The following is a 25,694-nucleotide window of genomic DNA, read 5'->3' as shown; positions in this document are numbered from 1 at the left end:
ATTGTGAGGTCAAGAAATCACCAAAAAATAGAGGGAACTCTAAGTTTCATAGATTGGGTGGAGTATTATGGCAATAATTCTTTTAGACACAAAAACTATAAATCGTATAGCAGCGGGAGAGGTAATAGAGAGGCCAGCAAGTGTAGTAAAGGAATTAGTTGAAAATGCAATAGATGCTGGAAGTTCAGAGATAGAGATCAAAATAGAAAGTGGTGGGCGTAATCTTATAACTGTGACAGATAATGGAAATGGAATAGAAAAGGAAGATTTGGAACTTGCGTTTATGCGCTACGCTACTTCAAAATTAAGCGATAGTGAGTTAATAGAGATCAAGCACCTTGGGTTTAGAGGAGAAGCTTTACCTTCAATTGCAGCAGTAAGCAGAATGAAATTATCGTCTAAGGCAAGTGGAGCAAAGGAAGCATGGTCTATAAGGTATGAGGGAGGAGAAAAAATAAGAGAGATTACACCTTGTTCTTTGCTACAGGGTACATATATTGAAGTTCGTGACTTATTTTTTGCCACTCCAAATAGATTAAAATTTCTAAAAACCGAGAGGGCAGAAACACAAAGCATTGTTGACATTGTAAATAACTTAGCAATGATTAACTATAGTATTGGGTTTACTCTCACTTCCGGTAATAAAAAGCTCTTAAAATATGTTAAGCAAACTTCATTATTTAACAGATTATGTGAAACAGAAGAAGAATTTCAGAGCAATTCGCTGGAAGTTAAAGAGGAAGAAGACGGCATCAAACTTACGGGACACATCTGTAAACCAACTATTAGTCGTGGCAATTCAACTCAGATCTATACGTTTGTTAATGGAAGGCCAATAAAAGATAATCTACTTATTGGTGCAATTAGATATGCGTATCAAGATTTTATTCTAAGTGGGAGGTATCCTTTTGCAGTGCTGCACTTAGAGATACCATACGATCAAGTAGATGTAAATGTGCATCCAAATAAATCGGAAGTAAGATTTCAGAATAAAAGGCTAATATATGAAATAGTGAGAAGAGGGATAATAAAAGCATTATCAACGAGGTTTGCAGCAAGTGGTCAAGGTATTGAAGAGTTTAATGATAGTAAAAGCCAAGAACAGGTTAATAGTAAAGAGAAAAAAAATCAAAAAGAGTTTTACGAGAAGAGACCAAGTCTTTTAGAAAATCGTCTAATGGAAGAATTCAATGCACCAGATGAAAGAAGGCAAAGCTTACCAGAAACGTTTAAGTATGGAGAATCTCCACCCCAAAAGGAAGCGATGGTTCTAGAAAGGGAGCAAATTGATTTAATAGAGGATCATCCTCTAGGGTATGCACGCTGTCAGGTCCACAGTACTTACATTATTGCTGAGGCTAAAGGCAAATTAATTATAGTAGATCAGCACGCAGCTCATGAAAGATTGATATACGAGTGCTTAAAGCAAAAATCAAGCATAAAAAGACAGAAACTTCTTCTTCCTGAAACAGTTAAAATCAAAAACCAAGCTGGAATGGGGATGATTGAAACTTATAAAGATGAGCTTTTTGAAATGGGTTTTGGTATTGAAATAGAATCAGAAGATAAAGTAAGGGTGAAAGAAATACCTGCAATCTTAGGAACAATAGATATAAAAGAGATGCTAGTTGATATAGTAGATAAGTTAACGGAAATGGAAGATACGTTGCCAATAGAGGATAAGGTGAATAAAATATCAGCCACAATCGCTTGCCATGGAGCAGGAAGAAAAATGGAATTGGAAGAGATGAATGAGATACTAAGACAAATTGAGAAAACTCCATATTCTGGTCATGAAAGACCAACTTATATAGAAATGAAACTAAGAGGTTGTCCGGAAACTAGTAAATTCAAGCATATTCCCTCTTTAACATAACCCTACTCATAGCTAGGTATATGAAATTCTCAGTGGATGTTGTGAGTAAATCATACTCCTTCGATAGCCTTCTATTCCTATTAACCCAAGCAAAAGTCCTTTCTACAACCCATCTTCTTGGCTGTACTTTAAACCCTTGTTCTCTTGTTGGTAGTAGCTCAGGTGGCGTATCTTTGTGCACCCAAAATCTACATGGAGGCCTTTTAACAATTTCAATATCTATGTCATATTCTTCCTTTATGTGATTCTTTAAATTTCTTCCTTGGTATCCCATGTCAGCCCACATTTTTTTAACTTTAGTATATTTTGTTCTCATATTGTTTAATGCTATTTTAATACCATCTCTATCATTTTCGTTAGCAGCGCCTACGTAACAACCTAGTATAAAACCCTGAGTGTCTGTAATTATATGCCTTTTTCTACCCTTTACTTTTTTACTTCCATCATAGCCTTTGATCCCCCCTTTTCTGTAGTCTTTACAGATTGACTATCTACTATACAGGCACTCGGCTGCTCATTCCTTCCTATTTTTCTTCTACTATATTTTGTAATTTCATAATTCATTTTCTCAAAAATTCCCTGCTTCTTCCATTGCCTGAACTGCTCATACACAGTCTTCCATAGCGGAAAATCATTTGGTAAATACCGCCATTGACACCCTGTACGCAATACATAGAAAATTGCTTCTAATATTTCTCTTTTGCTATACTTTGGCGGCCTTCCTCCTTTCTTGTATGATACTCTGAAGTGTTTTTCTATTCTTGCCCATTCCCTTTCGCTTAGATCTGTTGGATACTTTTTTCTCATCTTTACCCCGTACTAAAATTTCAGATATTATAGCCTTTTACTTGTTTCCGGACAACCTCTAAGTGATATAGAAAAATTGTTTGAAAGGAGATGAGTTCAGTTTGTCAAAAAGGTTCTCAATTAAGCATACGTAACAGCTCTTCTGGTTATGGAGTATAAAATGTGAAAAAAGAGAATAATTACTCTAATTTTTTATATTATAAAGTAGTAGGACAGAAAGTAAGAAGTTGTAGGATAGCAAAGGGGTATACTCAAAAAGATTTAGCAAAAAAAATCAGTGTAACGTATCAAATAGTACTACAATATGAAAAAGGAACACGAAAAATTTCGATTGAAAAGTTGTGCGCTATAGCAAAGGTGTTATCAATTAATATTACGGATCTTATTCCTGTATCAAATGAAAAAATCTGTCTTGAAGATGAGGGAGAAGAAATATTAAATCTAGTAAGAAAATATAAAACGATTAATGATCAAGAGTTGCGCAAGGTGTTTTACTTGCTAACAAAATTTACCCGAGTTGGTGAGAAAAGTAGTAAAAAAGCAGAGAAAGTAAAAATTGCAAAGGGCCTGGTTAAAGCAGGGATTTCTGTTGATATTGTTTCACAAGCAATTGGCCTCTCTGCTGATGAATGTGTTGAAGAAAAAATAGGTTCTATATACTGCAAAATAGGAAAGAAGATAAAGGAATGGAGGATAGTGAGAGAGTATACTCAAAAGGATTTAGCAGAGAAAATGAATACAACCCGTCATGAAATAAGCAACTATGAACAAGGAAGGACTGCTGTTCCACTGGGAAGATTATATGAGATAGCGAAGGCGTTATCGATTAATATCATGGACCTACTTGAACTAACAGAGGATAAAGTGGAAAATGAATTACCGAATTTAATTGAAGAATACAAAGAAATTGAGAGTCAAGAATTACGGTATGTGCTAATAAAATCTCTGCTTGAAGGCATACAAATTTGCGAAGAGAAAGTGAAAAGAGCAGAAAAAATAAAAATTGCAAAGGATTTAGTGAAAGGAGGAATTCCAATCAACATTATTTTGCAAACGTTGGGCATCTCTTTGGACGAAATTCAACAATAAAAAAATCATTATATATTAATATTTTCACTTTTTGATGAAAAAATAAGTAAAAAAGATTTAAAAATTGATTTGACTTCACTCGAAAGCTATGGCTTTATGCCAATGCTGATAAAAAAACAGCAGTAAATATCTAAAAAAAGTTTGTTGTTAGTGAAGGGTAAATTATATGAATAAAAGTAAAGAAGAAATAGAATTCAGAATATTAGAAAGCAAAGGCAAAGCACTACTTGATCGTGAAATAATGGAAACATTTCTAAGTGCAGTACATGAAAGGCCGCAAGCTCAGGAAATTGCTAAAAATCTGGTGAATACTTATGCAGGAGTAGGAAGGATTTTAGGTCGAGAAATGGATGATCTGAGAGTTATAGAAGGAGTAACTGATTCTGCAGTAGCAATGATTATGTGCGTTAAGGAAACGCTAGAAAGAGTACTGAGGGAAAAGCTCAAGGTTGAGCCAATAATGGACTTACAGGGGCTAGTAGAATACTTAAACGTAAGTATAGGTTACTCAGAAAGGGAATGTGTAAAAATACTGTACTTGAATAAAAGGCGCCAACTAATAGGAGAAGAATCCTATATTGGTGAAATGGAAAAAGCACCAGTGTACATAAAGGAGATTATAAGAAAAGCATTAATAAAGAATGCAACGTTAGTAATAATGTCACATAACCATCCTGGAGGAAGTTTAGAACCTTCAGAAGAAGATCAAGCAGTAACAAAGAGCTTAGCAGCAGCATGTAGTACTGTAAGTGTTAGATTGTTTGACCACATTATCATCACAAGTGCAGGCTATTTTAGTTTTAAGGAAAGTGGATTGTTATAGCAGAAAATATTTGTAAATCTACTCACTACAATTTATAATAAGTAATATAGTGTATAACAACTGAGTAATAAAGTTCGTTATACACTTAGAAAGTATATTTAATAGCGGAGGCTAATATGGTTAATAAAATAATTGTACCTTTTGGTGATAAGGAAGGAGGCATCTATGAGTTAAACGTTGATCTTGATAAATTATCGAAAGGTGAGATGTTAAATGCTATTGTAGGAATTGGTCGTACTAGCCAGCAACTCACTTCTACAGGCGATAAGTCGGGAATATTAAGTGGTCTTAGTTGTAATAGCTTTGTAAGCAAAATTAATAAGGCTAAAAAGCTTGGAGAGGTGCCTTTTCCTAGCAAAAACGTTCGCGAAAACAAAATCAACTACGGAAAAGGACTTGATTACATATATGGCACAAAACCTGTAAGTGATCAAGAAGATAAAAATCCATTTGCTTCAGCTTTGAAAAAAATAAAGCCAAGTGCAGAAAAGTTGAGCTGGTTTAAGAGTGCTGTGGTAAGAGCAAAAAGTCCAAATGAACTGCACAAGGTTGTAGACGAAGCACTAGCTGCTGGAGCAAGGCTAAATGCGTGTAATGATGGAGAGTGGAGCTTCGCGGAATATGTGATACTGGGCACACATTTTCATAAATTTGATAAGGCTGATCGTAAAAAGCTAATACGTAAATTAATGCTAAACGGTGCAGAGTTTCATGATACTTTATTGGAGAATAAATTGATAGGTGAAATCTATAATGAGCTACAACCAGAAGTTCAGCCACAGATAGATGAGAGACTAGAAGAACTAGAGAAAGCTGGCGAAAGTGCTGTGCAAGAAGGAGAATTAATAGATGTTGAAATAGATAATACAACATCGTATATAGAATTTTCTGGGGATAGCAAGGTAGAGGTAGCCAAAATACTGGAAGCAAAAAGAGAGCTAGGAAGTAATATTTTAAAAATTGGCAATGATGCAGTTGAGGTTAAAAGTGAGAAGGGAGGTATAAGAAACTATATCGATATGTCAGATGAAAGCTCTATTATATTAGAATTTCCTACAAGCATTGGTAAGCTAAATATTATATTGTACCACGATGTAAAAAAATATGATCAAGTACAATTGAGAGTAGAAAACAAGGAAATGTGGGCTGAATTACAAAAAATAGGAGAAGAAATAGGAAAAAACTGTCTCTTTGGAGGAGTAAAACTTAAAGAAGCAGTAGAGAGAGGTAGTTTCACTAGATGTGGCATATGGAGTGAAAAGTATGCTATAAAAGAAGTTAGCAATGATGAAGTATTGTCTCCGTCTTCGTGGGTGAATAGGATACGTGAAGGTAGTAAAGAAACCTTTAGAGAACTTTAATGCGTCTACAGCCAGCTTTAAGGTTCCAGAGGTTTTTTCTTACCGTTATATCTGGAGCCTTTGAGCTATAGTAGAAAATATTATATGTATGGTTCTTTGCGTGGAAAAAATTCTAGACTATGAAGTAGGAGAAAAAGTGAAAAGTTGGAGGTTAGGTGTGCCGTAGAAGCGATCAGTTGAAGCTGCACAATAGATGAGGGTAGGTCCCTCGGAGCCGGTTTACAAGAGCAGGCTTCAAACAGCCATAAGCTGCTTTGGTAAAGAGCCATGGTAGTGAGCGTTATGGAAAAGGCGCAATTATGCGTCATGTGTAAAATGGAGAGGCGAATGCAAATGAACCACTGATGAAGTGTCGAAACTTCATAGAAGATGTCAAAACCAGGTGTTCTAGCCTAACCTGGGATAAATCTATCGGAAACTTGTTTACTGGATAGATGGCGTCCGGCATATAGGTGGCGCGGATCCATTTTGGGCTATTGTGTAGAACTGCGGGAACCTGTCATTTCGATGATAAGGGAGAAATCCAAGAAGCTAAACTTCAAGGATGAGAGTACCGATGCGAAGAACAGGGGCGGATCAGCTCGTAGTAGTGAAGAAATTTCTGTAATGGAAATGGAGCGAAGGGGCTGAGTTATTCAGTTTTAATTATTTATCAACCGAAAGGGAGGAGTTAATGAGTAAAACAAAGTCTTTTGATATACCGAAGCAAGTTATTTGGAGAGCTTATAAACAAGTATCGAAAAATAAGGGTGCTGCTGGTGTAGATGAGGTTACGATAACAAAGTTTGAAGAAAATCTAAAAGATAATCTGTACAAGCTATGGAATCGAATGTCATCTGGAAGTTATTTTCCAGAGCCTGTAAAAGCTGTAGCAATACCAAAAGGTACAGAAGGGGGACAAAGAATTTTATGTGTCCCTTCAGTATCGGACAGGATAGCGCAGACAGCAGCTACAATGTATCTAGAACCGTTAGTAGACCCGAAGTTTCATGAAGATTCATATGGTTATAGACCAAACAAATCTGCACTGGATGCGGTAGGAACTGCGAGGAAAAGATGCTGGTGGTACGATTGGACGATAGATCTTGATATAGCAGGATTTTTCGACAATTTGGACCACGAGTTGGCATTGCGAGCTATCAAAAGGCACACAGACTGCAAATGGGTCATACTGTATGTTGAAAGATGGATGAAAGCGCCAATTCAGCAAGCAGATGGAAGTAAGGTAGTTAGGGATAAAGGAGTTCCGCAAGGAGGTTCAATAAGCCCGCTGATCTCAAACATATTTATGCATCATGTATTTGATGAGTGGATGAGACGAAAGTGCCCAACAATACCATTTGAGAGGTATGTAGATGATGCGATAGTGCACTGCAAGAGTAGTAGACAGGCGGAATTTATGAGGGTAGCAATTGAAGAAAGACTGGCTGAGTATAAGCTAAAATTACATCCTGCAAAGACACAAATTGTGTACTGCAAGGATGACAATAGGAAAAATGAATTTCCTAAACAAAGTTTTGATTTTCTGGGTTACACATTTAGACCCAGGTTAGCAAGAAATAAAATAGGAAAGCATTTTGTTTCATTTCTTCCCGCAATTAGCAACAAGGCCAAGAAAAATATTACTACAACCATAAGGTCCTGGAAAATACTACGAAATACACACAAAACATTAGAGGAAATATCAAAGACAGTAAATCCAATAGTCAGAGGCTGGTATCAGTACTATGGCAGGTTTTACAGGAAAGAGATATATAAACCTCTGAGAAACATAGAGCAGCACCTAGAAAAGTGGGTCAGAAGAAAGTATAAGAAGCTTCGAAATCATGGAAGACTAGCGAGGCAACTTCTAGGAAAAATGAGGAAAGAAGGGACAAATACTTTTTACCACTGGACACTAGCTTTAGGTCAAAAGACTGAATAATGGGAGCTGTGTGAGTCGCGAGGGTGCGCCGTGGTACGCATTAAGAAATACTTAGCAGAGCTAAGCGGGGTTCAGAATAAATGGCCTCGAGGTGAACAACTAACTTTAACCCGAAAGGGAAGGAGGACAAGAGCATGTATGTAAAGCGAGAGTTATCTGAAGATGTGTAAGATAACGGCTTGCAACACCTGATCAATATGGTTAAAGCTAAACTGCTTGAATTCTAATCTTCAGGGGTGGGACTTCACATCCATGGGTATCGCATTTAAAACCCCATGTCTACGGTAAGCACAGATTAAACTTTCGTTTGTGTGACATTCTGGCTGTAGAACGATAAGTAGTGAACTTATTTAAGAGGATGAATGGAAAACCTAAGTTGATCTAGAACAGTTCTTAGTGACGGAACATGGGATGACCTAAGGAACGCGAGTTCTATGGTTACGGAGTCATCGTAGTAGTCGTGAAAGTAACGAATCACCGGGGAGCGTGGGAAAGCCACATACAGGGCAAAGGGTGACAGATAATTGAATGTTGAAATTGGGAGGTACGCAAGATGCGGAAAGCTGAAACAATACTTAACATTATACGTGAACGTGGACAAAGAAATTTGCCGGTTAAAAACGTATATCGCCTACTTTATCAGCGTGATCTTTACCTTCGAGCGTATGGCAAACTTTGTCGTAATAAAGGTGCTATGACAGAAGGTGTGACAACTGAAACAGTTGATGGTATGTCTTTGGAGAAAATCGATAAAATCATAGAGGATTTACGCTATGAGCGATATCGGTGGACACCAGTAAAACGTATCTATATTTTAAAGAAGAGTGGTAAACGCAGGCCGTTAGGATTGCCAACATGGTCAAATAAGTTACTTCAAGAAGTAATCCGATTAATATTGGAAGCCTACTATGAGCCTAAATTTAGTGAATGTTCACATGGATTTCGACCAAAGCGTGGATGCCACACTGCATTAAGAGCAGTAATGCAAAAAGGCAGAGGTACAAAATGGTTTATAGAGGGAGATCTCAGTGCATGTTATGACTCAATTGATCATACTATGTTGTTGAAAATACTGAGTGAAAGCTTCCAAGATAACCGTTTTATTCAGCTAATCAATCGACTGCTAAAAGCAGGATATATGGAAAATTGGAAGTACAATAAGAGTCATAGTGGGGTACCACAAGGTTCTATTATTGGTCCAATTTTGAGTAACATATTACTCGATCGGTTAGATAAACATGTGGAACATATACTAATACCAGCAAATAACCGAGGTAAGCGAAGAAAGACAAATCCAAAATATTTAAGGTTAACCATGCAAGTATCGATGATGAGAAAACAAGGGAACTGGGATCAAGCAAAACAACTGCGTCAATTAGTGCAGGGTATGCCATCTAAGGATTCTTGTGATCTAAATTATCGACGTCTTTGGTATGTTAGGTATGCTGATGATATTCTGGTAGGGTTTGCAGGACCAAAAAATGAAGCTGAACAAATTAAAAATGAGATTGCTAAATTCCTCAATGAGGAGCTCAAACTTATGCTTAATGAAGATAAAACGCTTATTACACACGCGTGTGATAGCAAAGCCAATTTTTTAGGTTATAAAATACACGTCTTGCATGCAGATGATAAACATGATCATCGGACACAACGATGTATTAACGGTAGTATTGGGTTACGTGTACCACATCATATAAAGCAGAAAAAGTGTTCTGAATATATGCGTTGTGGAAAGCCTATACATTTACCTCAACGTACACTTGATACAGCTTACAGTATTGTTGCTCAGTATCAAACTGAATATCGAGGAATTGTACAATATTACAAAATGGCCTACAACCTTCACACACTAAGTTATTTGAAGTATGTGATGGAAGTATCATTAGTAAAGACTTTAGCATCTAAATACAAAACAACTTGCAGGAAAATTTATAGAAAATTTGGTGCAATGATTGAAAACGACGAAGGTGAAAAACGAAAAGTCATCCAAGTCAGAGTAGATCGTTTACCATCAAAGATACCATTAATTACACACTTTGGTGCTGTGTCACTAAAATGGAATAAATGGGTAAGTATAAGTGATAACCTTATACCAATATGGAATAAGCGTAGTGAAATAGAGCAAAGACTATTGGCACAAACTTGTGAATTATGTAAATCACAAGAGCAGATTGAAGTACATCACGTACGTAAACTTGCTGATTTGCTAGGTAAACGTAATACTGAGCTACCGAAATGGAAAAAGAGAATGATTGAACGACAGAGGAAGACTCTTGTTGTTTGTCATGAATGCCATAAGAAAATCCAATATGGAAAATATGATGGTGACTCCTTAAAACGTTAGATTATTGGAGAGCCACGTGATACGGAAACGATCATGCGTGGTTCGGAGAGGGGTTGTTGGAAAAGTACTTAACAAGTAACTCGCTGGCTGCCCACTCTACTTCATGCACAGTTCTGCGAGAGACTGGTGGGGAAGTTCCGCCGGTCTACTCTCCAGCGAGGGTACACTCAGAAGGATCTAGCAGAGAAAATTGGTGTAAAGTATTGGGTAATACTGCAATACGAAAAAGGGAACCGTAGAATTTCAATTGAAAGGTTGTATGCTATAGCTGAGGCACTATCAATCAGTATTACGGATCTTATTCCTGTATCAAAAAGTTGTCTTGAAGATGAGGGAGAAGAAATACTGAACCTAATAAGAAAATATAAAACAATTAATGATCAAGAGTTGCGTAGAATGTTTTGTTTACTAACCAAATTTGTCCAAGTTAGTGAGAAAAGTAGTAGAAAATCGGAAAAAATAAAAATTGCAAAGGGTCTGGTTAAAGCAGGAATTTCTGTTGATGTTGTTGCAAAAACAATTGGTCTCTCTGCTGATGAATGTGTTGAAGAAAAAACGGGTTCTATCTACTACAAAATAGGGAAAAAGATAAAAGAATGGAGAGTGGTAAGAGAGTACACTCAAAAGGATTTAGCAGAAAAAATGAATACAACACGTCACGAAATAAGCAATTATGAACAAGGAAGGACTGCTGTTCCACTTGATAAATTATACGAAATAGCAAAGGTATTATCAATCAATATCATGGAACTACTTGAACTAACAGGAGATGAGATAGAAAATGAGCTACCTGATTTGATTAAAGAATACAAAGAAATTGAGAGCCAAGAACTACGTAATGCACTAATAAAATCTCTGTTTGAAGGCATAAGGATTTGTGATGAGAAAGTGAGAGAGGTAGAAAGGATTAAAGTTGGAAGGGATTTAGTAAAAGGGGAAATTTCTATTGATATTATTTTGCAAGCGGTAGGTTTACCTGTTGATGTAATTTTAGATGGATAGCTCGTAAAAAAATTATAGCAATAAAGTTTTTTCTTAAATGGAGGTATATGTGTTTGTTTCTGCAAGCAATGTTAGTTATGAAATAGGGCAAAAAATAGAAAATTGTAGGTTAATGCGAGGACATACTTAAATAGGATTAGCAAGCCAAATAGGTTTAACATACAAAGAAGTAAACAGCTATGAAAATGGGTATATTTCTATTCCAATTGAAGTATTATATACAATAGCAAAAGAACTATCGGTTAATGTTATAGATCTGCTACCTGAATCAGTAGTAGTAAGAGAGTATGAAGATGAAGACGAGGAAATACTCTATCTAACAAAAATATACGAGAATCAAAAGTTAGGCAAAATAGTACCTTCGTTAATCAGGTTTGTTCATATTAGTGAAAAAATCAATCAAGAAGAGGCAAGGTTGGAAATAGCAAAAAATCTAGTAAAGGAAGGAGTTTCAGTTGACATAATTTCCCAAGCAACCGGCTTATCTATTTATGAATATGATAATACAGAGAGAGAAATCTGCACTGATTCTATATACTACAGAATAGGGCAAAGAATAAGAGAATGGAGGCTAATAAGAAGATATACTCAAAAAGATTTGGCGAATAAAGTTGGTGTAACACTTAGGGAAATACACGAGTATGAAATAGGATACACTGCCATATCATTTGACAAATTATATCAAATAGCAGAAGGATTATCAGTGAATATTAAAGTTCTGCTGCCTAAAACAAATGAAGATAGTGAACTACTTAATTTACTAAGAGAAACTGAAGAGCAAGAATTAGTGAAGAAATTTTTATCTAGGGATATGAAGAATAGCAAAGAGAAAGTAAAAAAAACAGAAAAGATCAAGGTTGCGAAAAATCTAGTTAAGGCGGGTGTTTCTACTGATGTTATTTTGCGAGCAAGTGGCCTAACTGCTGATGAGTGTGAAAATTGAATTGTGTTAAATAATATATTAAGATATAAGTAAAGATAGTTATATATTTAATGCTTCTATACAGAATTTGTTTATCACTTTTTGATTTTCCTCTATCATTGTCTTTGCCTCTTGCTGAAGAGATCTGATATTTTTTGATGTAATATTATCCATGTCAGGTGGTGCTATTTTTAATTGCGATTGTATGCGTATATATTTATCAGCTATAACTTGATCAAGTTGGTAGTTGACTGCATCTAAACTTGAAGAAAATATCACATGTAGTAGTGGTTTTATCCAGCTTATTTTTCCTAATCTTCTTGAATTAGCTATGCTTCTATCTGTTCTGCCAGTACCTATCGATAACAGCACAATATCGTCATTTGGAAATAACCTTTTACCACTAGCATAAGCACAAGCCGCTGGATTATTAGCAAAAACCCCTCCATCCACTAGTACCATTTCCTTTTGGTTGATTTTAAGATATTTAGGTACAAAGTAAGTAGGTGCTGCAGTTGTAGCTCGTAATGCATCTTTCAATTTGATAAAATTTCTATCTTCTCTCCAGCTCTTAAAAAAGAAAGGGCAATTATTGTGAATATCGTAACTTGCAATCAGTACATTACTTAAGGTGCTTTGTAAAGTATCATCACCAAAATATTTATCCAGTACAAATTCAATATTTTTATGTGGGTATTGTGCACAGTTAAACCAAGATAATATTGATCGCCTGAAGAATGAAGATTTAAAAATATATGAACCGTATTTTTGGTAAAACTCAACTAGGTCGTTGGCTGAGTATTGGGGATTTCCTCGTTCATCTTTTTTACATAATCCCGCTACAACAATGCCACCGGTTGAGGTTCCAGCTATAAGATCAAAGATTTCAGCTATAGGCCTTCTTGCTCTCTTCTCTATTTCTGCTAATATTATCGATGGTATTATGCCTCTTATGCCTCCGCCGTCAACTGAAAGGATGTATTTTTTCATGATTAGATATTTATTAGTTCTATTAACTTGCTCACTTTTATCAGGTTGTGTTTCTTGTCCAAGTACTACTGTATGTTTCACTCCTAGAGAAAATTGTACCAATCTAATAATTGATTCTGTGGATCATGCTAAAAAATCCGTGTTGGTTCAGGCATATCAATTTACCTCAAAACCTATTGCTGAATCCTTGGTTCAAGCTAAAAAACGTGGCATTGATGTCATGGTTATTCTCGACGAATCGCAAGTTAGCTCAAAGTATAGTGTTATCAATGAGCTGTTTCATAAAAAAATACCAGTATATATAGACTATAAACCTGCAATTTCACACAGCAAAATTATGATTATTGATGAGCAAAAAATCATAACAGGATCTTTCAATTTCTCTGACGCTGCGCAGAAAAGAAACGCTGAGAATCTACTAATTATAACAGGAGACCCTCCATTAGTTGAGCAATACATCAAAAATTGGAAAGATCGTCAATCTCAATCTGATGCTTACACACCAAAAGTAGAAGAATAATTACTTTAAATCAGCCTTAAGCTCATCCAACTCCTCAGAAAGATTTTTTACCCGCTCTTCCAGACGATATACCGTAACAGTTAATCCATTATTTTGTTCTATGAGTTTTTCATGTATATGAACTCGTAAATCCAGTTTGGCAAGCCACCAAATCGCCGCTACCGTCTGTATTAACATCGTTACAATTACTGCGATTGGGATTTTTTGATTTTGCATAATGATTTAAAATATGAATTTATTATGGATAGCTAATTTAGTAACTACTATTTTGATTTATGCTGTTCCTCTGCATTTGCAAGTAGCTTAATAATTTCTCTGTAAGGTTTATCTTTATTGTGCCGTGATTCTATTACAGCTACATCTCTAGGATTTTTTCCGTCTTTATCTCTAATTTTGGGATTTGCATCTTTTTCTAATAAAAACCTAATTATTTCTAAATTTCCTCTATATGCAGCAGAATGTAAAGCTGTCCATTTTTCATATTTTGCTGTGTTTATATCAGCTCCTTTCTCTATTAGAAATTTAACAACCTCCAAACATCCTGCACCGGATGCATAATGTAATGCTGTTAATTCGGGAATCTGTGTATTAATATCTAATAAATTATTAGCCGAAAATTTTACTACTTCTAGGCTGCAGTTCTTAGAAGCAGTTCGTAATATTGTTTTATAATTATCTGTAGCTTTTGCTCTCATATAGCAATAGGTAATAACAATACATATTATCATTGTTATACACCACCAAAAGTGTAGCTTATTTCTTGAGTCTCTATTCATATTCAATACTTTTTTTAACATTAAACATTTGGTTTACTGATTTTTTCTTAACGTTGATGCTGATAACACAGTGCGATAACCTGAACTATCTAACACATGTTCTGCTCTGTCGATTACCCATTCACCGTCTATATCTTGATGAAACCCTAACAAGCTAAGTTTTGCCTCTGCAAATAGTTCTGGATTACCAGGCATAGTGACATCCAATACTGCATTATTTCGCTTTAATTGTTTTAACTTAGCATTTGCTGCACTTAATGCTGATTCTACATTAGAGTAAAGCGTTTGTATAGTATAACTTGGACTACCAGAACCAGCTATTTCTGATATAGTTTCACCTTTTTCATAGCTATGCCATTTTGCAATTACTGAGTTGTACCTACTCACGGTAAAGTGAACCTTCCAATTTATTGTGTCTTGAGGTCTAATAGCTGTTGTTCCTAAAGCTTTTCCAGTTGCCGACTTTGCTTTGCCTTTGGGAATAAAAAGTATGTATCCGCCAGCTAACTTTGCCATTGCCTCGCGTTCTATTGCTATTTTTGTTAGTAAACTTATATCACTTTCTTCTGTTTGGTTAATATGTGGAATCAACACATTTTCAAATTCTTCTGCAACTCTGCACCCATATCCGTGCTTTTCTGCTATTTCCTTAACCAAGCTACCTAGAGTAATTTGATGCCATTCTTTAGATGCTTTCTCCTTTAATGATAGTCTTAAATTTGTTGCATGAGCTTTGATTAGTAGAGTCTTAGGTGGACTTTGTATTGTAACTTCGTTGACTGTATATATGCCCATTGGTAAGACTCCAGTTTCTCTGTAACCTAGAGCGATATTTAATTCATTCGGAACATCTGTGTTTTCATCACTATAATCAACATGTACTTCAACTACATCGTCTATTGTCCCAGATTCATCGGTAAGGCGCAATGATATAACTCTATCTCTAATTGATTCACATTTATCTATTATAAAATCTGGCTGCATTTATTCCCATACTTTTAATTTTGACTTTTGTAGAGGTTTTTCTGTTACAGGCAATTTAATTTTTAGTCCTACCGGTAAAAAACTTCCATGTTCTGCAAGGCCTGGATTTTTAAGCAATACTTCCTCCACTATTCCATCGGTAAATCCATAATGTTTCCAGCAAATCAGATCTAGCATTTCTCCTTCTTTAGTTAAGTAATATATAGTCATCTATAGCTCTTCAAACTCAAACTAAATTCAACTTTTCTTGGTAGTCCATTAGGTAAAAAATACATCTGCTTTTCTTCTAACCTAGTAATTACGAATTGTCCTAAAATATTACCTAGACTATCTACTAAAACATGCGGTTTTTCAGCTTCTTTCATATTCTTTAATTGATTTACTCTGTTGAGAATATTAAGGTAAATAACTCCTTCTATATCTACATTTTCCACTCCTCGACCAATATTTTGTAGTAACGGCATTTTATCGATACATTCAATTACACTCCAACGATTTTCTTTACTATACTTCAAACTTATCGGAGTAAATTTATATGGACCAAGAGATAACACAAATAAAAAATTTTTAAAAACATAGTTGATCAATAAAACGTCTCTACTGTATCAAATAAAACATCGCGTGATTTTTCTCTTATCCTTTTTATTACTTCATCTGCAAGACTACGAACATCTTGATTTGGCTCTGCTTTAATGCTGATAGTGTAATTATTAGTGATGTTCTGAGTTTTATTTTGTTCTTTATTTTCAAATTTACTCCTTCCAAAATCTGCAAATATCTTATCATTATCGCTCTCTGTAAACTTTTTCTCCTCAATAAGGCTTTTGATTCTGAAATTATTCTGATTTCTCTTGGAAAATTCTTTAATTATACTGTTACTTAGCAAAGGATTTCCACTGTTGAGAATATTACTCTTTAGGGGACTATGTACTGCTTTTACTTCAGTTTTTCTTTTTTCAAACTCTTTCAGTGGGCTATTCCCTAATACTTTTCCAAATACACTTTCCCCTATCCATGAAAAAGCTTCTTCTATGGGTTTTATTATCGATTTCCAAAAGCTAGAGAAAAAGTCTTTCACCTTTTGCCAATTAGTGATAACAAAAGCTGCGCCAGTGACAAGTCCAGCAATTAAAAGTCCTATAGGGTTAGTTATTACAGCTAGTGATATTGCTCTTAGCCCTGTTATTACTGCAGGAAAAACTGTAGATGATAAAAATGAAAATGTTGCCATTATCGTTGCTTTAAGACCAAAAATTGTACTTCCTAATAAAGTAATTCCATAGCCTACTCCCACTACTAAGACTTTTAAACTTATCAAAGCTGCTAAAGTACTCATGATTGCCGTAGTTAAAGTTGGATGTTTTTCTGCAAAAGAAGCTATATGCTCTGTTATTGTTTTCACACTTCCAGCTACATAATTCAAGGTAGGTAACATTACTGACCCTAGATTCATGCCAGCTTCAACTATTGCATTTTTAAGTAATTGTAATTTATTAGCTGTGGTGTCTGCACGATTTTTGAATTCTTTCTGCAGAGATCTTTTATACTCTTCTGTTTCAGCCAGTAACTTTATTGCATCCTTGTACTTACTGAAACTTCCAGCTAATAATGCAATGTCATCTTGATATTCTTGACCGAAAAGTTTCATCAGGGTTGTAGAGCGTTCCTGGTTATCCATTTTCTTTAGAGTTTGGAAAAAGTGAAGTAGTGCTTCTTCCCCATTTTCACTGATCCTTTGTACCATTTCTTCTGTGGTTATACCCATTTCTTCTAGTGCTGCCTTAAACTCTTTTCCTTGACCTTCAGCAGTTTGCAGCTTAGAAAGTAAAGCATTTATGGCAGTCCCTGCTTTTGCTGGTTGTTTGCCTAAACTAATGAAAGCATTTACTAAACTGCTTGTTTGTTCAAACTTTAATCCAAACTGCTTTGCAGTACCACCAACTATTGCTAGAGCTTCAACCATATCTTTTGCTTTAGCAGCAGTGTTATCTGATAAGTGGTTGATTACATTACCAACGTGCTCCATTTCACTAACATCAATTCCGTAAATGTTAGAGAGTTTAGCTATGGAATCACCTGCTTGCTCTGCAGACATATCAAATGCTGTAGACATTTTTGCCACCGTTTCTGTAAATTTGAAAAGATCTTCTTTCTTGATACCAAGCTGTCCACCGCTTGCAGCTATTTGTGCCAGTTCTGCGGCTGATAATGGTACAGTACGTGACATCTCTTTTAACTTTTTTGCAAATTTATCAGCTTCCTTTGTCTTTTCATCAAAATCAACTACTTTTGTAACATCAGCCATAGCACTTTCAAAGTCAATAGCAACTTTAACTGGAGCTGCAAGCGAAAGGCCTAGTCCAATAGTCTCTATAATTTGTGACTTAAAATGTGCTTTGCTTGCTAAAAAACTTTGGTGACTACGTATTGCAGATCCAAGCTTACCATACTTACCTTTTAATACTTCAATAGAAGAGCCAAGTTTATGTTGGTCACTTACTAAGTACTTAATATTTCTACCACTTTTCCTTACTTCTTCATTAAATGAATGTAAAGCATCTCTCTTTTTCAAATATGCTTCTTTTGCTTTTGTTGCGGAGGTTTTGGCCTTGTCAAATTCTGCTTTTAAAGTTTTGCTCGGCTTCTCTACCGCTTTCATTTGTTTAGCTAAAGATTTTACTTGATCTTCAAAGCCCTTCCACGACCTCCTGCTAGTCAAAACATCATGACCCAACTGCTTAAATTTTGATACTGATTTTAAAGATGAGTCAAGCTTCCTTATGTTCTCACCAAGATAAGTAAGTTGATTACTACTGCCCTTTATTACAGTATTAAAACTGCCGTCTAAAACAGCTCCGATTTTTATAGATAACGTTGACATTTAAGCTCCCTTGCTAATTTGCTCCATAAGATAAACTCACTAATCTCCATATCAAGAATGTGCTCAACTCCACCACCTATGATAGAGCCAAGCACTAGTATTTCTAATCTCAAATTTTTTGGATAATTGGTGAAAAAAAATCCTTTAATACCTCTTGCATTTTTACATAATCAGCAATATCTAACTCTTCAATTGCTTCTTTTGCAACTGATGTCAGATTGGCAGTCAAAGTTACTTCCTTACTTAGATCACTACCATTAAGTCTCTCAATAGCTAAATAATCTCTAACTTTTGGACGTCTAATGGTAAGTTCTGAGACAGAAATTCCATCAACTGTTATTGGGTTATTAAGTGTTATAGCTTGCATGTTCCTCCTTAAAAATTAATTAAATAAAAGTCTATATCGGCTTTTACATAACTAATTTTTTTACTATAGTTTTTGTGTTTGATTAACGATCCTTTATACTAAATTTCTCAATATAAAGATGATAGTAGGGGTTATTTTTCCTCAACTTGAATTAATTCTTGAACTTCATCGACAGAAAGACCTGTACACTTGACAATAGTGCTAATATCAACATTATTAGTCAACATCGCCCTTGCAACTTCAATCTTTCCTTCAATCTTTCCTTCAGTCTTTCCTTCAATCTTTCCTTCAATCTTTCCTTCTTTTTTGGCATCATCAAGTTTTTGAGCAAGAACAGCTTGTTCATCACGAATACGCTTGACCTCTTGTTCGTAGGCTATAAATTCTTTTTCTGACCAGTTGAACCTATTTAGCTCTTCATAAGCTTTTTTGATTATTACGTCATTTCCTATTATCCTTTCCAGCTCTTCTTCACCTGTTTCGTCAGCGTGCTTAAAAAAATATACCCACTTCTCAACTATATTTGAAAGCTGATCTTCTTTAGTTTTGGGAAATTTAGGCAATTCAATAAATACAAAGTAAAAATCTTTTAGATCATGTTCATTAGTATCTTCATCGCGAATAGTGTGCTTTGATTTATACTCAGACTTATCAGGAAACAGTATACAATCTGCTATAGCAATAAAAATAATTTCCTTAAGATCATGGTATTGATCACCCTTGTCAGCTTGTCTTGAATAGGCTTTAGCAGCATAGTACTGAGCTCGTTTTTCAAAGCCTTTGGTTTTAGCGACCTGCATCTCAATTATCCATTGTACTCCTGTTGAATCTCTACATAGCACATCAACAATACTTTGTTTTTTAGATGCAATATCAGGATCTTGAATAGTACTTAAAAATTCTATATCCTGTATTGCATTTTTGCCAGTAAAGCTCAAAATATCATTTAGAAAGTGAATGAGGATATCTTTATTCTTTTCAGTACCAAAGATACGGCGAAATGCTATATCATTTTTAGGGTCGAGAAATTTAGATAAAGCCATAGCAAAAATTCCTAAAAACCGTTAATAATTATACAGTATTATTAATAATTTTTCAATAAAAAAGTGGTTGTATGAAAAAGCATCCATCTATTCCATTAAATCCCTAGAATCGTTTGCAGCAAGGCCATTTGATCAACACCATTTATCTTTCTAATCATATTTTCAGCATCGATTTCTATTAGCTCATTACCATTTATCATAAGTTTATAATAATGGGCAGCTACAGTGCATTTTAGAGTGGCTTTTTCAGCAGGTTTCCAGCTACCAAAATCAAATTCCTTGAATATGCCCCTAAGGTTGATAATTACTCCTTCAATATCATTACTTCCACTACCTTGCATTCCACCTCTGAGCGTCAAAGATACCGAATTTCCATTTATCAATCCAAATAGCCGAAAGAGCTCTGTATCGTATTCAGAAAAAGTGAAATCTGCTTCAAGTTTCTCCATCCCCATATCGATATTTACTGGAATATCCATACCACCAGCTCTGTACTCTTCTGTTTTTATGGTAAGCTTCGGCAAGGTTATCTCATCTATTTTTCCTGCATAACCACGACCATCTACGAATACATTAAAATTCTTTAAAATCTTCGGTAACATCTCTTTCTCCCATTTTTATAATATTGTACCACTCACAAGGTGTGACCTAAAAGTAATCTGTTCTGCCGGATACGGTGGTATAAATTCAAAGTCAAAATATACTTTTCCACTTGCAATATTTGTTGGTGTATTGAGTTCTGGTGTTGCATAACATTTTCCACTGATAATCGCTCCTTGGGCTTTTAAATTGGCCAAATAAGAATTTACCCCCTCAATTACATCATCTATATAAGTTTTGGTGATATTGCGATCAACTGCCCATAAGTGAGCCCGAAGTAGACTATCATTGATTAGATCTGCAGTACGCCTTACTGATAGAAAAGCCCATTTCGAGTCATTTGAACATGTTCTATTTCCCCAAAGCCTATAGCCATTTTGATGAATTATCGTTGTTACTTCATTTTCATTTAAATGGTTTGCTCTACAATTTGTATTACCGAGCGTAAAATCAATAGGCCTGCTTGTTCCAACAATACCATTTATCTCTTTATTTGAAGGTGAGTGCCAAAATCCTTGTTCGCTATCTACTTTTGCTATTAAACCAGCTACAAATGGGCTTGCTGGCAAGGTTCCTTCTTTTCCTTCAATAAATACCTTAACCCAAGGGTCAACTACGTAAACTCTTGAGCTGCCTACAGACAGGTCTTCCGTTTATAAATACATCTCTGCTTCCACTTATACAAAAATGCAGCAACGCTCCTTCACAGTGATCTCCTAGGCGTATAACTGATTTATTCATTCCTTTCCCTAATTTAGATTTACTCTTTTTGCTTTTAGTTTTATTTCGCTCTTTGTTATCTCTACACTTGATTCCCCAACATTCAGTGTTATCTTGTCTACTACTTCAATCTCTAAATGATGTTTCTCTTTATCATATGTAAATCTTGTCCCATCTTGAAATTTTACACTATTTACTTCCTTTTTATTCTCTGGAGGAGGGTATTTTTCCTGATATATTGCCGGTAACACCACCCCCAAAGACAATTCTCCCAATGGTGATAATACTATTACCTGTTCATCAATATTTGGTGGTGACCAACTTTCAGCTCTATTTGTTATCCATGGAAGAAAATCTGTTACAAGTTCACCTATTTTAACTTTTACTTTAGCTTTTTCATAATCTATTTTTTCGACAATGCCTATACGGACAATGTTGGCCAATTTCCTCCGCAATTCTGAAATTGCAAAATTACTTTCCAACATTCACATCGATTAAATGAGGTTTTATTTTACTCACTTCCCAAATTGATTGCCCTACATGCAATTCGTGCGCCCAGTCTACTATCCACACTAAATATGCATCGAGCTCTGGCCTAAAATCATCTCCTCCTCCTGATATAAATTCTCCTGGTGAAACATTTTTCACGTTCCAAGTATTTTTATTTACTACTCTGGCAACCTCAGCAGCTAATGATCTGACAATAATAGGGGCATTTTCTATTGTGCTATCGATCACTATTCGTGCCTCAAATTTTGCTCTCAGCGCTAGCTCCTCTGTTCCTGGATCTTTTCCTTGCTCTAGACTTGACAATTCTATAAATACCGCTGGAGCTGCTAACTCTTTCCTTATTGCTGGATAAACCTCACAAGTTTGAATTGCTGGTATCTCTGCCTTTAGCGTATTACAGACTGCCTCATGTAAATTAGTCCAAAATGCCGTCATAAAATAACTTATGTGTAAAATATTTTTCAAATATCCTTTCAACTTCATAATTAACAAGATTTTCTATTATCCTTGAAGCCTCAGGTTCAAGTGGTAGTTTAGCCTCCTGTATCGGTAGTGCTGTTCTTCCTACACGTTTAAAAATACCACGATAGCCTCTTGGCATCGTTGCCATAAATGCATCATTAAATGCTGTTCTTATTTTTGCTTGTTTTATATTTCTCATTCTCACATCATACAGATATGCTCTAATTAAAACCTTCAAAGTGCTTTTCCTTGCCTTGATAATTCTTAGTCTTTTTCTAATTACTTTTAGCCTAATTTGCTTTTCTTCACTGATTTCTCGGACAGCCTGAGATTTTAACCATAATGCCGTTTTGTTTAGCGCTCTTACCGTTGCCAATTCTATTTTGGCTTTGTTAGCATCAATGTTGTGAATAATTCTCTCAATATTTGCATTAACCTCAATGTTAAACATCCTTCTCTCCAAGTACTGTACATTTTATATTCCATACTATTCCTGAATTATCTCGCAGTGGTGGAGAATATACTTTATATTTACGACCATCAATAACAAAAATATCTCCCACCATTGGCCTCAGTACATCAAAAACATTTACCTCAAGAAAAAGCATCTCTCCCACAAATTGTCCTTCACCAATCTCGTATAATTTATCTGGCTGTTGCTTTAATACCTGTACCATATATGACTTATCCTTTGATTTATAACAAGCCACTTCTCCTAAATGGGCAAAACAATCTTTAAATAATCTCTTAATATTCTCTTGCACATTTCTCCGCTATATACTAACATTTATATGCTAAGAAGAGGTAAAGCATTCTTCTGCCTCACACCGCTTTATATTTGCTCTACCTATGTTACAACGATCTTGACTAGTATTGCTGGACGGTGGCACATTGGCAGAGGGTTTGACTGCGTATGCAAATCAGTCCCTCTATCAAATCTCCTTGGCTCTTGTTTTGCATAGAGTGGCTGTCCAAGAGTATTTACTGTTTCATTAAAGTCTGCTAGTGCAAAATATGTTGTAAATGTGCTCGCTGTTCCTACTGGAAAACAGTGCCCTGTATCTCTTTCTATAAATCTTCTCACGGTTCCTTCAGGATCAGTTGCTTGTCCTCTATATTCCTCAAACGTTATGCCACAGAACGCAAATCCTGATCTCATATCATTCCTTAGCGCTGCTCCTTCTTGCCATCTTTCATATGCTTCTTTTACTTTAACGTGAGAAGTTAATGCATCGAAAAACTCAGGGCTTACCAAGGCATGAATTCCTGTCATATATTCACCACTTAGATTATCTTCTATATGCCGGAGTACTTCCAGACACTTACGTTTTACATCTGTTGTTGCTGTTCCTAGTGCAAAATTTACTACCTTTGGTGTAATTTCAAATTCGTTGTACAGATTTAATAATTGGAGAGTAGACCGGCGGAACTTCCCCACCAGTCTCTCGCAGAACTGTGCATGAAGTAGAGTGGGCAGCCAGCGAGTTACTTGTTAAGTACTTTTCCAACAACCCCTCTCCGAACCACGCATGATCGTTTCCGTATCACGTGGCTCTCCAATAATCTAACGTTTTAAGGAGTCACCATCATATTTTCCATATTGGATTTTCTTATGGCATTCATGACAAACAACAAGAGTCTTCCTCTGTCGTTCAATCATTCTCTTTTTCCATTTCGGTAGCTCAGTATTACGTTTACCTAGCAAATCAGCAAGTTTACGTACGTGATGTACTTCAATCTGCTCTTGTGATTTACATAATTCACAAGTTTGTGCCAATAGTCTTTGCTCTATTTCACTACGCTTATTCCATATTGGTATAAGGTTATCACTTATACTTACCCATTTATTCCATTTTAGTGACACAGCACCAAAGTGTGTAATTAATGGTATCTTTGATGGTAAACGATCTACTCTGACTTGGATGACTTTTCGTTTTTCACCTTCGTCGTTTTCAATCATTGCACCAAATTTTCTATAAATTTTCCTGCAAGTTGTTTTGTATTTAGATGCTAAAGTCTTTACTAATGATACTTCCATCACATACTTCAAATAACTTAGTGTGTGAAGGTTGTAGGCCATTTTGTAATATTGTACAATTCCTCGATATTCAGTTTGATACTGAGCAACAATACTGTAAGCTGTATCAAGTGTACGTTGAGGTAAATGTATAGGCTTTCCACAACGCATATATTCAGAACACTTTTTCTGCTTTATATGATGTGGTACACGTAACCCAATACTACCGTTAATACATCGTTGTGTCCGATGATCATGTTTATCATCTGCATGCAAGACGTGTATTTTATAACCTAAAAAATTGGCTTTGCTATCACACGCGTGTGTAATAAGCGTTTTATCTTCATTAAGCATAAGTTTGAGCTCCTCATTGAGGAATTTAGCAATCTCATTTTTAATTTGTTCAGCTTCATTTTTTGGTCCTGCAAACCCTACCAGAATATCATCAGCATACCTAACATACCAAAGACGTCGATAATTTAGATCACAAGAATCCTTAGATGGCATACCCTGCACTAATTGACGCAGTTGTTTTGCTTGATCCCAGTTCCCTTGTTTTCTCATCATCGATACTTGCATGGTTAACCTTAAATATTTTGGATTTGTCTTTCTTCGCTTACCTCGGTTATTTGCTGGTATTAGTATATGTTCCACATGTTTATCTAACCGATCGAGTAATATGTTACTCAAAATTGGACCAATAATAGAACCTTGTGGTACCCCACTATGACTCTTATTGTACTTCCAATTTTCCATATATCCTGCTTTTAGCAGTCGATTGATTAGCTGAATAAAACGGTTATCTTGGAAGCTTTCACTCAGTATTTTCAACAACATAGTATGATCAATTGAGTCATAACATGCACTGAGATCTCCCTCTATAAACCATTTTGTACCTCTGCCTTTTTGCATTACTGCTCTTAATGCAGTGTGGCATCCACGCTTTGGTCGAAATCCATGTGAACATTCACTAAATTTAGGCTCATAGTAGGCTTCCAATATTAATCGGATTACTTCTTGAAGTAACTTATTTGACCATGTTGGCAATCCTAACGGCCTGCGTTTACCACTCTTCTTTAAAATATAGATACGTTTTACTGGTGTCCACCGATATCGCTCATAGCGTAAATCCTCTATGATTTTATCGATTTTCTCCAAAGACATACCATCAACTGTTTCAGTTGTCACACCTTCTGTCATAGCACCTTTATTACGACAAAGTTTGCCATACGCTCGAAGGTAAAGATCACGCTGATAAAGTAGGCGATATACGTTTTTAACCGGCAAATTTCTTTGTCCACGTTCACGTATAATGTTAAGTATTGTTTCAGCTTTCCGCATCTTGCGTACCTCCCAATTTCAACATTCAATTATCTGTCACCCTTTGCCCTGTATGTGGCTTTCCCACGCTCCCCGGTGATTCGTTACTTTCACGACTACTACGATGACTCCGTAACCATAGAACTCGCGTTCCTTAGGTCATCCCATGTTCCGTCACTAAGAACTGTTCTAGATCAACTTAGGTTTTCCATTCATCCTCTTAAATAAGTTCACTACTTATCGTTCTACAGCCAGAATGTCACACAAACGAAAGTTTAATCTGTGCTTACCGTAGACATGGGGTTTTAAATGCGATACCCATGGATGTGAAGTCCCACCCCTGAAGATTAGAA

25 protein-coding genes and 4 pseudogenes are annotated in these 25,694 nt (G+C 35.7%); 10 read left to right on the top strand and 19 right to left on the bottom strand.

The window, feature by feature from the left end; translation table 11 throughout:
• The first annotated feature begins 67 nt into the window (after positions 1-67).
• Positions 68-1,876 carry a DNA mismatch repair endonuclease MutL gene (gene mutL / locus ACJZL3_RS04580; protein WP_419198654.1) on the top strand — a complete coding sequence of 603 codons (1,809 nt, stop codon included), beginning with the start codon at positions 68-70 and terminating at the stop codon, positions 1,874-1,876.
• On the opposite strand, the pseudogene ACJZL3_RS04575 reads toward mutL, so the two are convergent.
• Positions 1,851-2,683, bottom strand: a pseudogene (locus ACJZL3_RS04575) (IS5 family transposase). The gene mutL and the pseudogene ACJZL3_RS04575 overlap by 26 nt on opposite strands.
• A gap of 162 nt (positions 2,684-2,845) precedes the next feature.
• Between ACJZL3_RS04575 and wmk (ACJZL3_RS04570) the strand changes: the two are divergent.
• From wmk (ACJZL3_RS04570) to wmk (ACJZL3_RS04535), 8 genes and pseudogenes are all read left to right on the top strand, one after another.
• On the top strand, positions 2,846-3,772 hold the full coding sequence (wmk, locus tag ACJZL3_RS04570; protein ID WP_419198653.1) for a WO male-killing family protein Wmk: 927 nt from the start codon (positions 2,846-2,848) through the stop codon (positions 3,770-3,772).
• A 166-nt stretch (positions 3,773-3,938) separates the two neighbouring features.
• Positions 3,939-4,595 carry a JAB domain-containing protein gene (locus tag ACJZL3_RS04565; RefSeq protein ID WP_419198652.1) on the top strand — a complete coding sequence of 219 codons (657 nt, stop codon included), beginning with the start codon at positions 3,939-3,941 and terminating at the stop codon, positions 4,593-4,595.
• Positions 4,596-4,711: 116 nt separating this feature from the next.
• The gene (locus ACJZL3_RS04560; protein ID WP_419198651.1) at positions 4,712-5,956 is read left to right on the top strand and encodes a hypothetical protein; all 1,245 of its coding nucleotides are present in this window, start codon (positions 4,712-4,714) and stop codon (positions 5,954-5,956) included.
• Positions 5,957-6,463: 507 nt separating this feature from the next.
• The gene (locus ACJZL3_RS04555) at positions 6,464-6,586 is read left to right on the top strand and encodes a hypothetical protein (protein ID WP_419198591.1); all 123 of its coding nucleotides are present in this window, start codon (positions 6,464-6,466) and stop codon (positions 6,584-6,586) included.
• A 43-nt stretch (positions 6,587-6,629) separates the two neighbouring features.
• Entirely contained in the window at positions 6,630-7,880 is a 1,251-nt protein-coding gene (gene ltrA, locus ACJZL3_RS04550; RefSeq protein WP_419198617.1) for a group II intron reverse transcriptase/maturase, read from the top strand.
• A gap of 553 nt (positions 7,881-8,433) precedes the next feature.
• Positions 8,434-10,227, top strand: a complete 1,794-nt coding sequence (locus ACJZL3_RS04545; RefSeq protein WP_253309139.1) for a reverse transcriptase/maturase family protein — start codon at positions 8,434-8,436, stop codon at positions 10,225-10,227.
• 126 nt (positions 10,228-10,353) lie between these two features.
• Complete coding sequence (gene wmk / locus ACJZL3_RS04540) at positions 10,354-11,229, top strand: WO male-killing family protein Wmk (RefSeq protein ID WP_419198650.1); 876 nt, start codon at positions 10,354-10,356, stop codon at positions 11,227-11,229.
• 37 nt (positions 11,230-11,266) lie between these two features.
• Positions 11,267-12,172, top strand: a pseudogene (gene wmk / locus ACJZL3_RS04535) (WO male-killing family protein Wmk).
• Positions 12,173-12,211: 39 nt separating this feature from the next.
• On the opposite strand, the gene ACJZL3_RS04530 reads toward wmk (ACJZL3_RS04535), so the two are convergent.
• Entirely contained in the window at positions 12,212-13,141 is a 930-nt protein-coding gene (locus tag ACJZL3_RS04530; RefSeq protein ID WP_419198649.1) for a patatin-like phospholipase family protein, read from the bottom strand.
• Between ACJZL3_RS04530 and ACJZL3_RS04525 the strand changes: the two genes are divergently transcribed.
• Positions 13,128-13,661: a phospholipase D family protein gene (locus ACJZL3_RS04525; RefSeq protein ID WP_419198648.1), complete on the top strand. Its 534-nt coding sequence runs from the start codon at positions 13,128-13,130 to the stop codon at positions 13,659-13,661. The two genes, ACJZL3_RS04530 and ACJZL3_RS04525, sit on opposite strands and share 14 nt — an antisense overlap.
• On the opposite strand, the gene ACJZL3_RS04520 is transcribed toward ACJZL3_RS04525, so the two are convergent.
• From ACJZL3_RS04520 to ACJZL3_RS04440, 17 genes and pseudogenes are all read right to left on the bottom strand, one after another.
• Positions 13,662-13,877 (bottom strand): hypothetical protein, encoded by a 216-nt coding sequence (locus tag ACJZL3_RS04520; protein ID WP_064085525.1) that lies wholly within the window; start codon positions 13,875-13,877, stop codon positions 13,662-13,664.
• Between the two features lie 47 nt (positions 13,878-13,924).
• Positions 13,925-14,458: an ankyrin repeat domain-containing protein gene (locus ACJZL3_RS04515; protein ID WP_064085526.1), complete on the bottom strand. Its 534-nt coding sequence runs from the start codon at positions 14,456-14,458 to the stop codon at positions 13,925-13,927.
• Between the two features lie 12 nt (positions 14,459-14,470).
• Complete coding sequence (locus tag ACJZL3_RS04510) at positions 14,471-15,421, bottom strand: phage tail protein (RefSeq protein ID WP_419198647.1); 951 nt, start codon at positions 15,419-15,421, stop codon at positions 14,471-14,473.
• Positions 15,422-15,631 carry a tail protein X gene (locus ACJZL3_RS04505; protein WP_064085527.1) on the bottom strand — a complete coding sequence of 70 codons (210 nt, stop codon included), beginning with the start codon at positions 15,629-15,631 and terminating at the stop codon, positions 15,422-15,424.
• Positions 15,628-15,975 carry a phage tail protein gene (locus tag ACJZL3_RS04500; RefSeq protein ID WP_419198646.1) on the bottom strand — a complete coding sequence of 116 codons (348 nt, stop codon included), beginning with the start codon at positions 15,973-15,975 and terminating at the stop codon, positions 15,628-15,630. The genes ACJZL3_RS04505 and ACJZL3_RS04500 overlap by 4 nt, the downstream gene beginning before the upstream one ends.
• A gap of 29 nt (positions 15,976-16,004) precedes the next feature.
• Positions 16,005-18,302 carry a phage tail tape measure protein gene (locus ACJZL3_RS04495; RefSeq protein ID WP_419198645.1) on the bottom strand — a complete coding sequence of 766 codons (2,298 nt, stop codon included), beginning with the start codon at positions 18,300-18,302 and terminating at the stop codon, positions 16,005-16,007.
• Positions 18,284-18,415, bottom strand: coding sequence for a hypothetical protein (locus ACJZL3_RS04490; RefSeq protein WP_419198644.1), 132 nt, complete (start codon positions 18,413-18,415; stop codon positions 18,284-18,286). The genes ACJZL3_RS04495 and ACJZL3_RS04490 overlap by 19 nt, the downstream gene beginning before the upstream one ends.
• A complete protein-coding gene (locus ACJZL3_RS04485) occupies positions 18,412-18,669 on the bottom strand; it encodes a phage tail assembly protein (RefSeq protein ID WP_419198643.1) in 258 nt (85 codons plus the stop codon). Before ACJZL3_RS04485 ends, ACJZL3_RS04490 begins: the two co-directional genes overlap by 4 nt.
• 131 nt (positions 18,670-18,800) lie before the next feature.
• Positions 18,801-19,712 carry an Rpn family recombination-promoting nuclease/putative transposase gene (locus ACJZL3_RS04480; RefSeq protein ID WP_419198642.1) on the bottom strand — a complete coding sequence of 304 codons (912 nt, stop codon included), beginning with the start codon at positions 19,710-19,712 and terminating at the stop codon, positions 18,801-18,803.
• A gap of 95 nt (positions 19,713-19,807) precedes the next feature.
• Positions 19,808-20,314 (bottom strand): phage major tail tube protein, encoded by a 507-nt coding sequence (locus tag ACJZL3_RS04475; RefSeq protein ID WP_419198641.1) that lies wholly within the window; start codon positions 20,312-20,314, stop codon positions 19,808-19,810.
• Between the two features lie 15 nt (positions 20,315-20,329).
• Positions 20,330-20,953, bottom strand: a pseudogene (locus tag ACJZL3_RS04470) (phage tail sheath family protein); the annotation flags it as partial.
• A 108-nt stretch (positions 20,954-21,061) separates the two neighbouring features.
• Entirely contained in the window at positions 21,062-21,517 is a 456-nt protein-coding gene (locus ACJZL3_RS04465) for a phage baseplate assembly protein V (protein WP_065094332.1), read from the bottom strand.
• The gene (locus ACJZL3_RS04460; RefSeq protein ID WP_419198640.1) at positions 21,504-21,977 is read right to left on the bottom strand and encodes a hypothetical protein; all 474 of its coding nucleotides are present in this window, start codon (positions 21,975-21,977) and stop codon (positions 21,504-21,506) included. The genes ACJZL3_RS04465 and ACJZL3_RS04460 overlap by 14 nt, the downstream gene beginning before the upstream one ends.
• On the bottom strand, positions 21,958-22,455 hold the full coding sequence (locus ACJZL3_RS04455) for a phage tail protein (RefSeq protein ID WP_419198639.1): 498 nt from the start codon (positions 22,453-22,455) through the stop codon (positions 21,958-21,960). The genes ACJZL3_RS04460 and ACJZL3_RS04455 overlap by 20 nt, the downstream gene beginning before the upstream one ends.
• Entirely contained in the window at positions 22,448-22,768 is a 321-nt protein-coding gene (locus ACJZL3_RS04450; RefSeq protein WP_065094329.1) for a head-tail joining protein, read from the bottom strand. Before ACJZL3_RS04450 ends, ACJZL3_RS04455 begins: the two co-directional genes overlap by 8 nt.
• 83 nt (positions 22,769-22,851) lie before the next feature.
• Positions 22,852-23,415: pseudogene (locus tag ACJZL3_RS04445) on the bottom strand (major capsid protein); the annotation flags it as partial.
• 153 nt (positions 23,416-23,568) lie between these two features.
• The gene (locus tag ACJZL3_RS04440; protein ID WP_253309139.1) at positions 23,569-25,362 is read right to left on the bottom strand and encodes a reverse transcriptase/maturase family protein; all 1,794 of its coding nucleotides are present in this window, start codon (positions 25,360-25,362) and stop codon (positions 23,569-23,571) included.
• Positions 25,363-25,694: the final 332 nt, after the last annotated feature.

This window comes from Wolbachia endosymbiont of Rhagoletis cingulata (genome assembly GCF_048537655.1).
Classification (GTDB): Bacteria; Pseudomonadota; Alphaproteobacteria; order Rickettsiales; family Anaplasmataceae; genus Wolbachia; species Wolbachia pipientis.
Note: the sequence above shows the minus strand (reverse complement) of the source record. Positions and strands in the feature narration are given on the sequence as shown.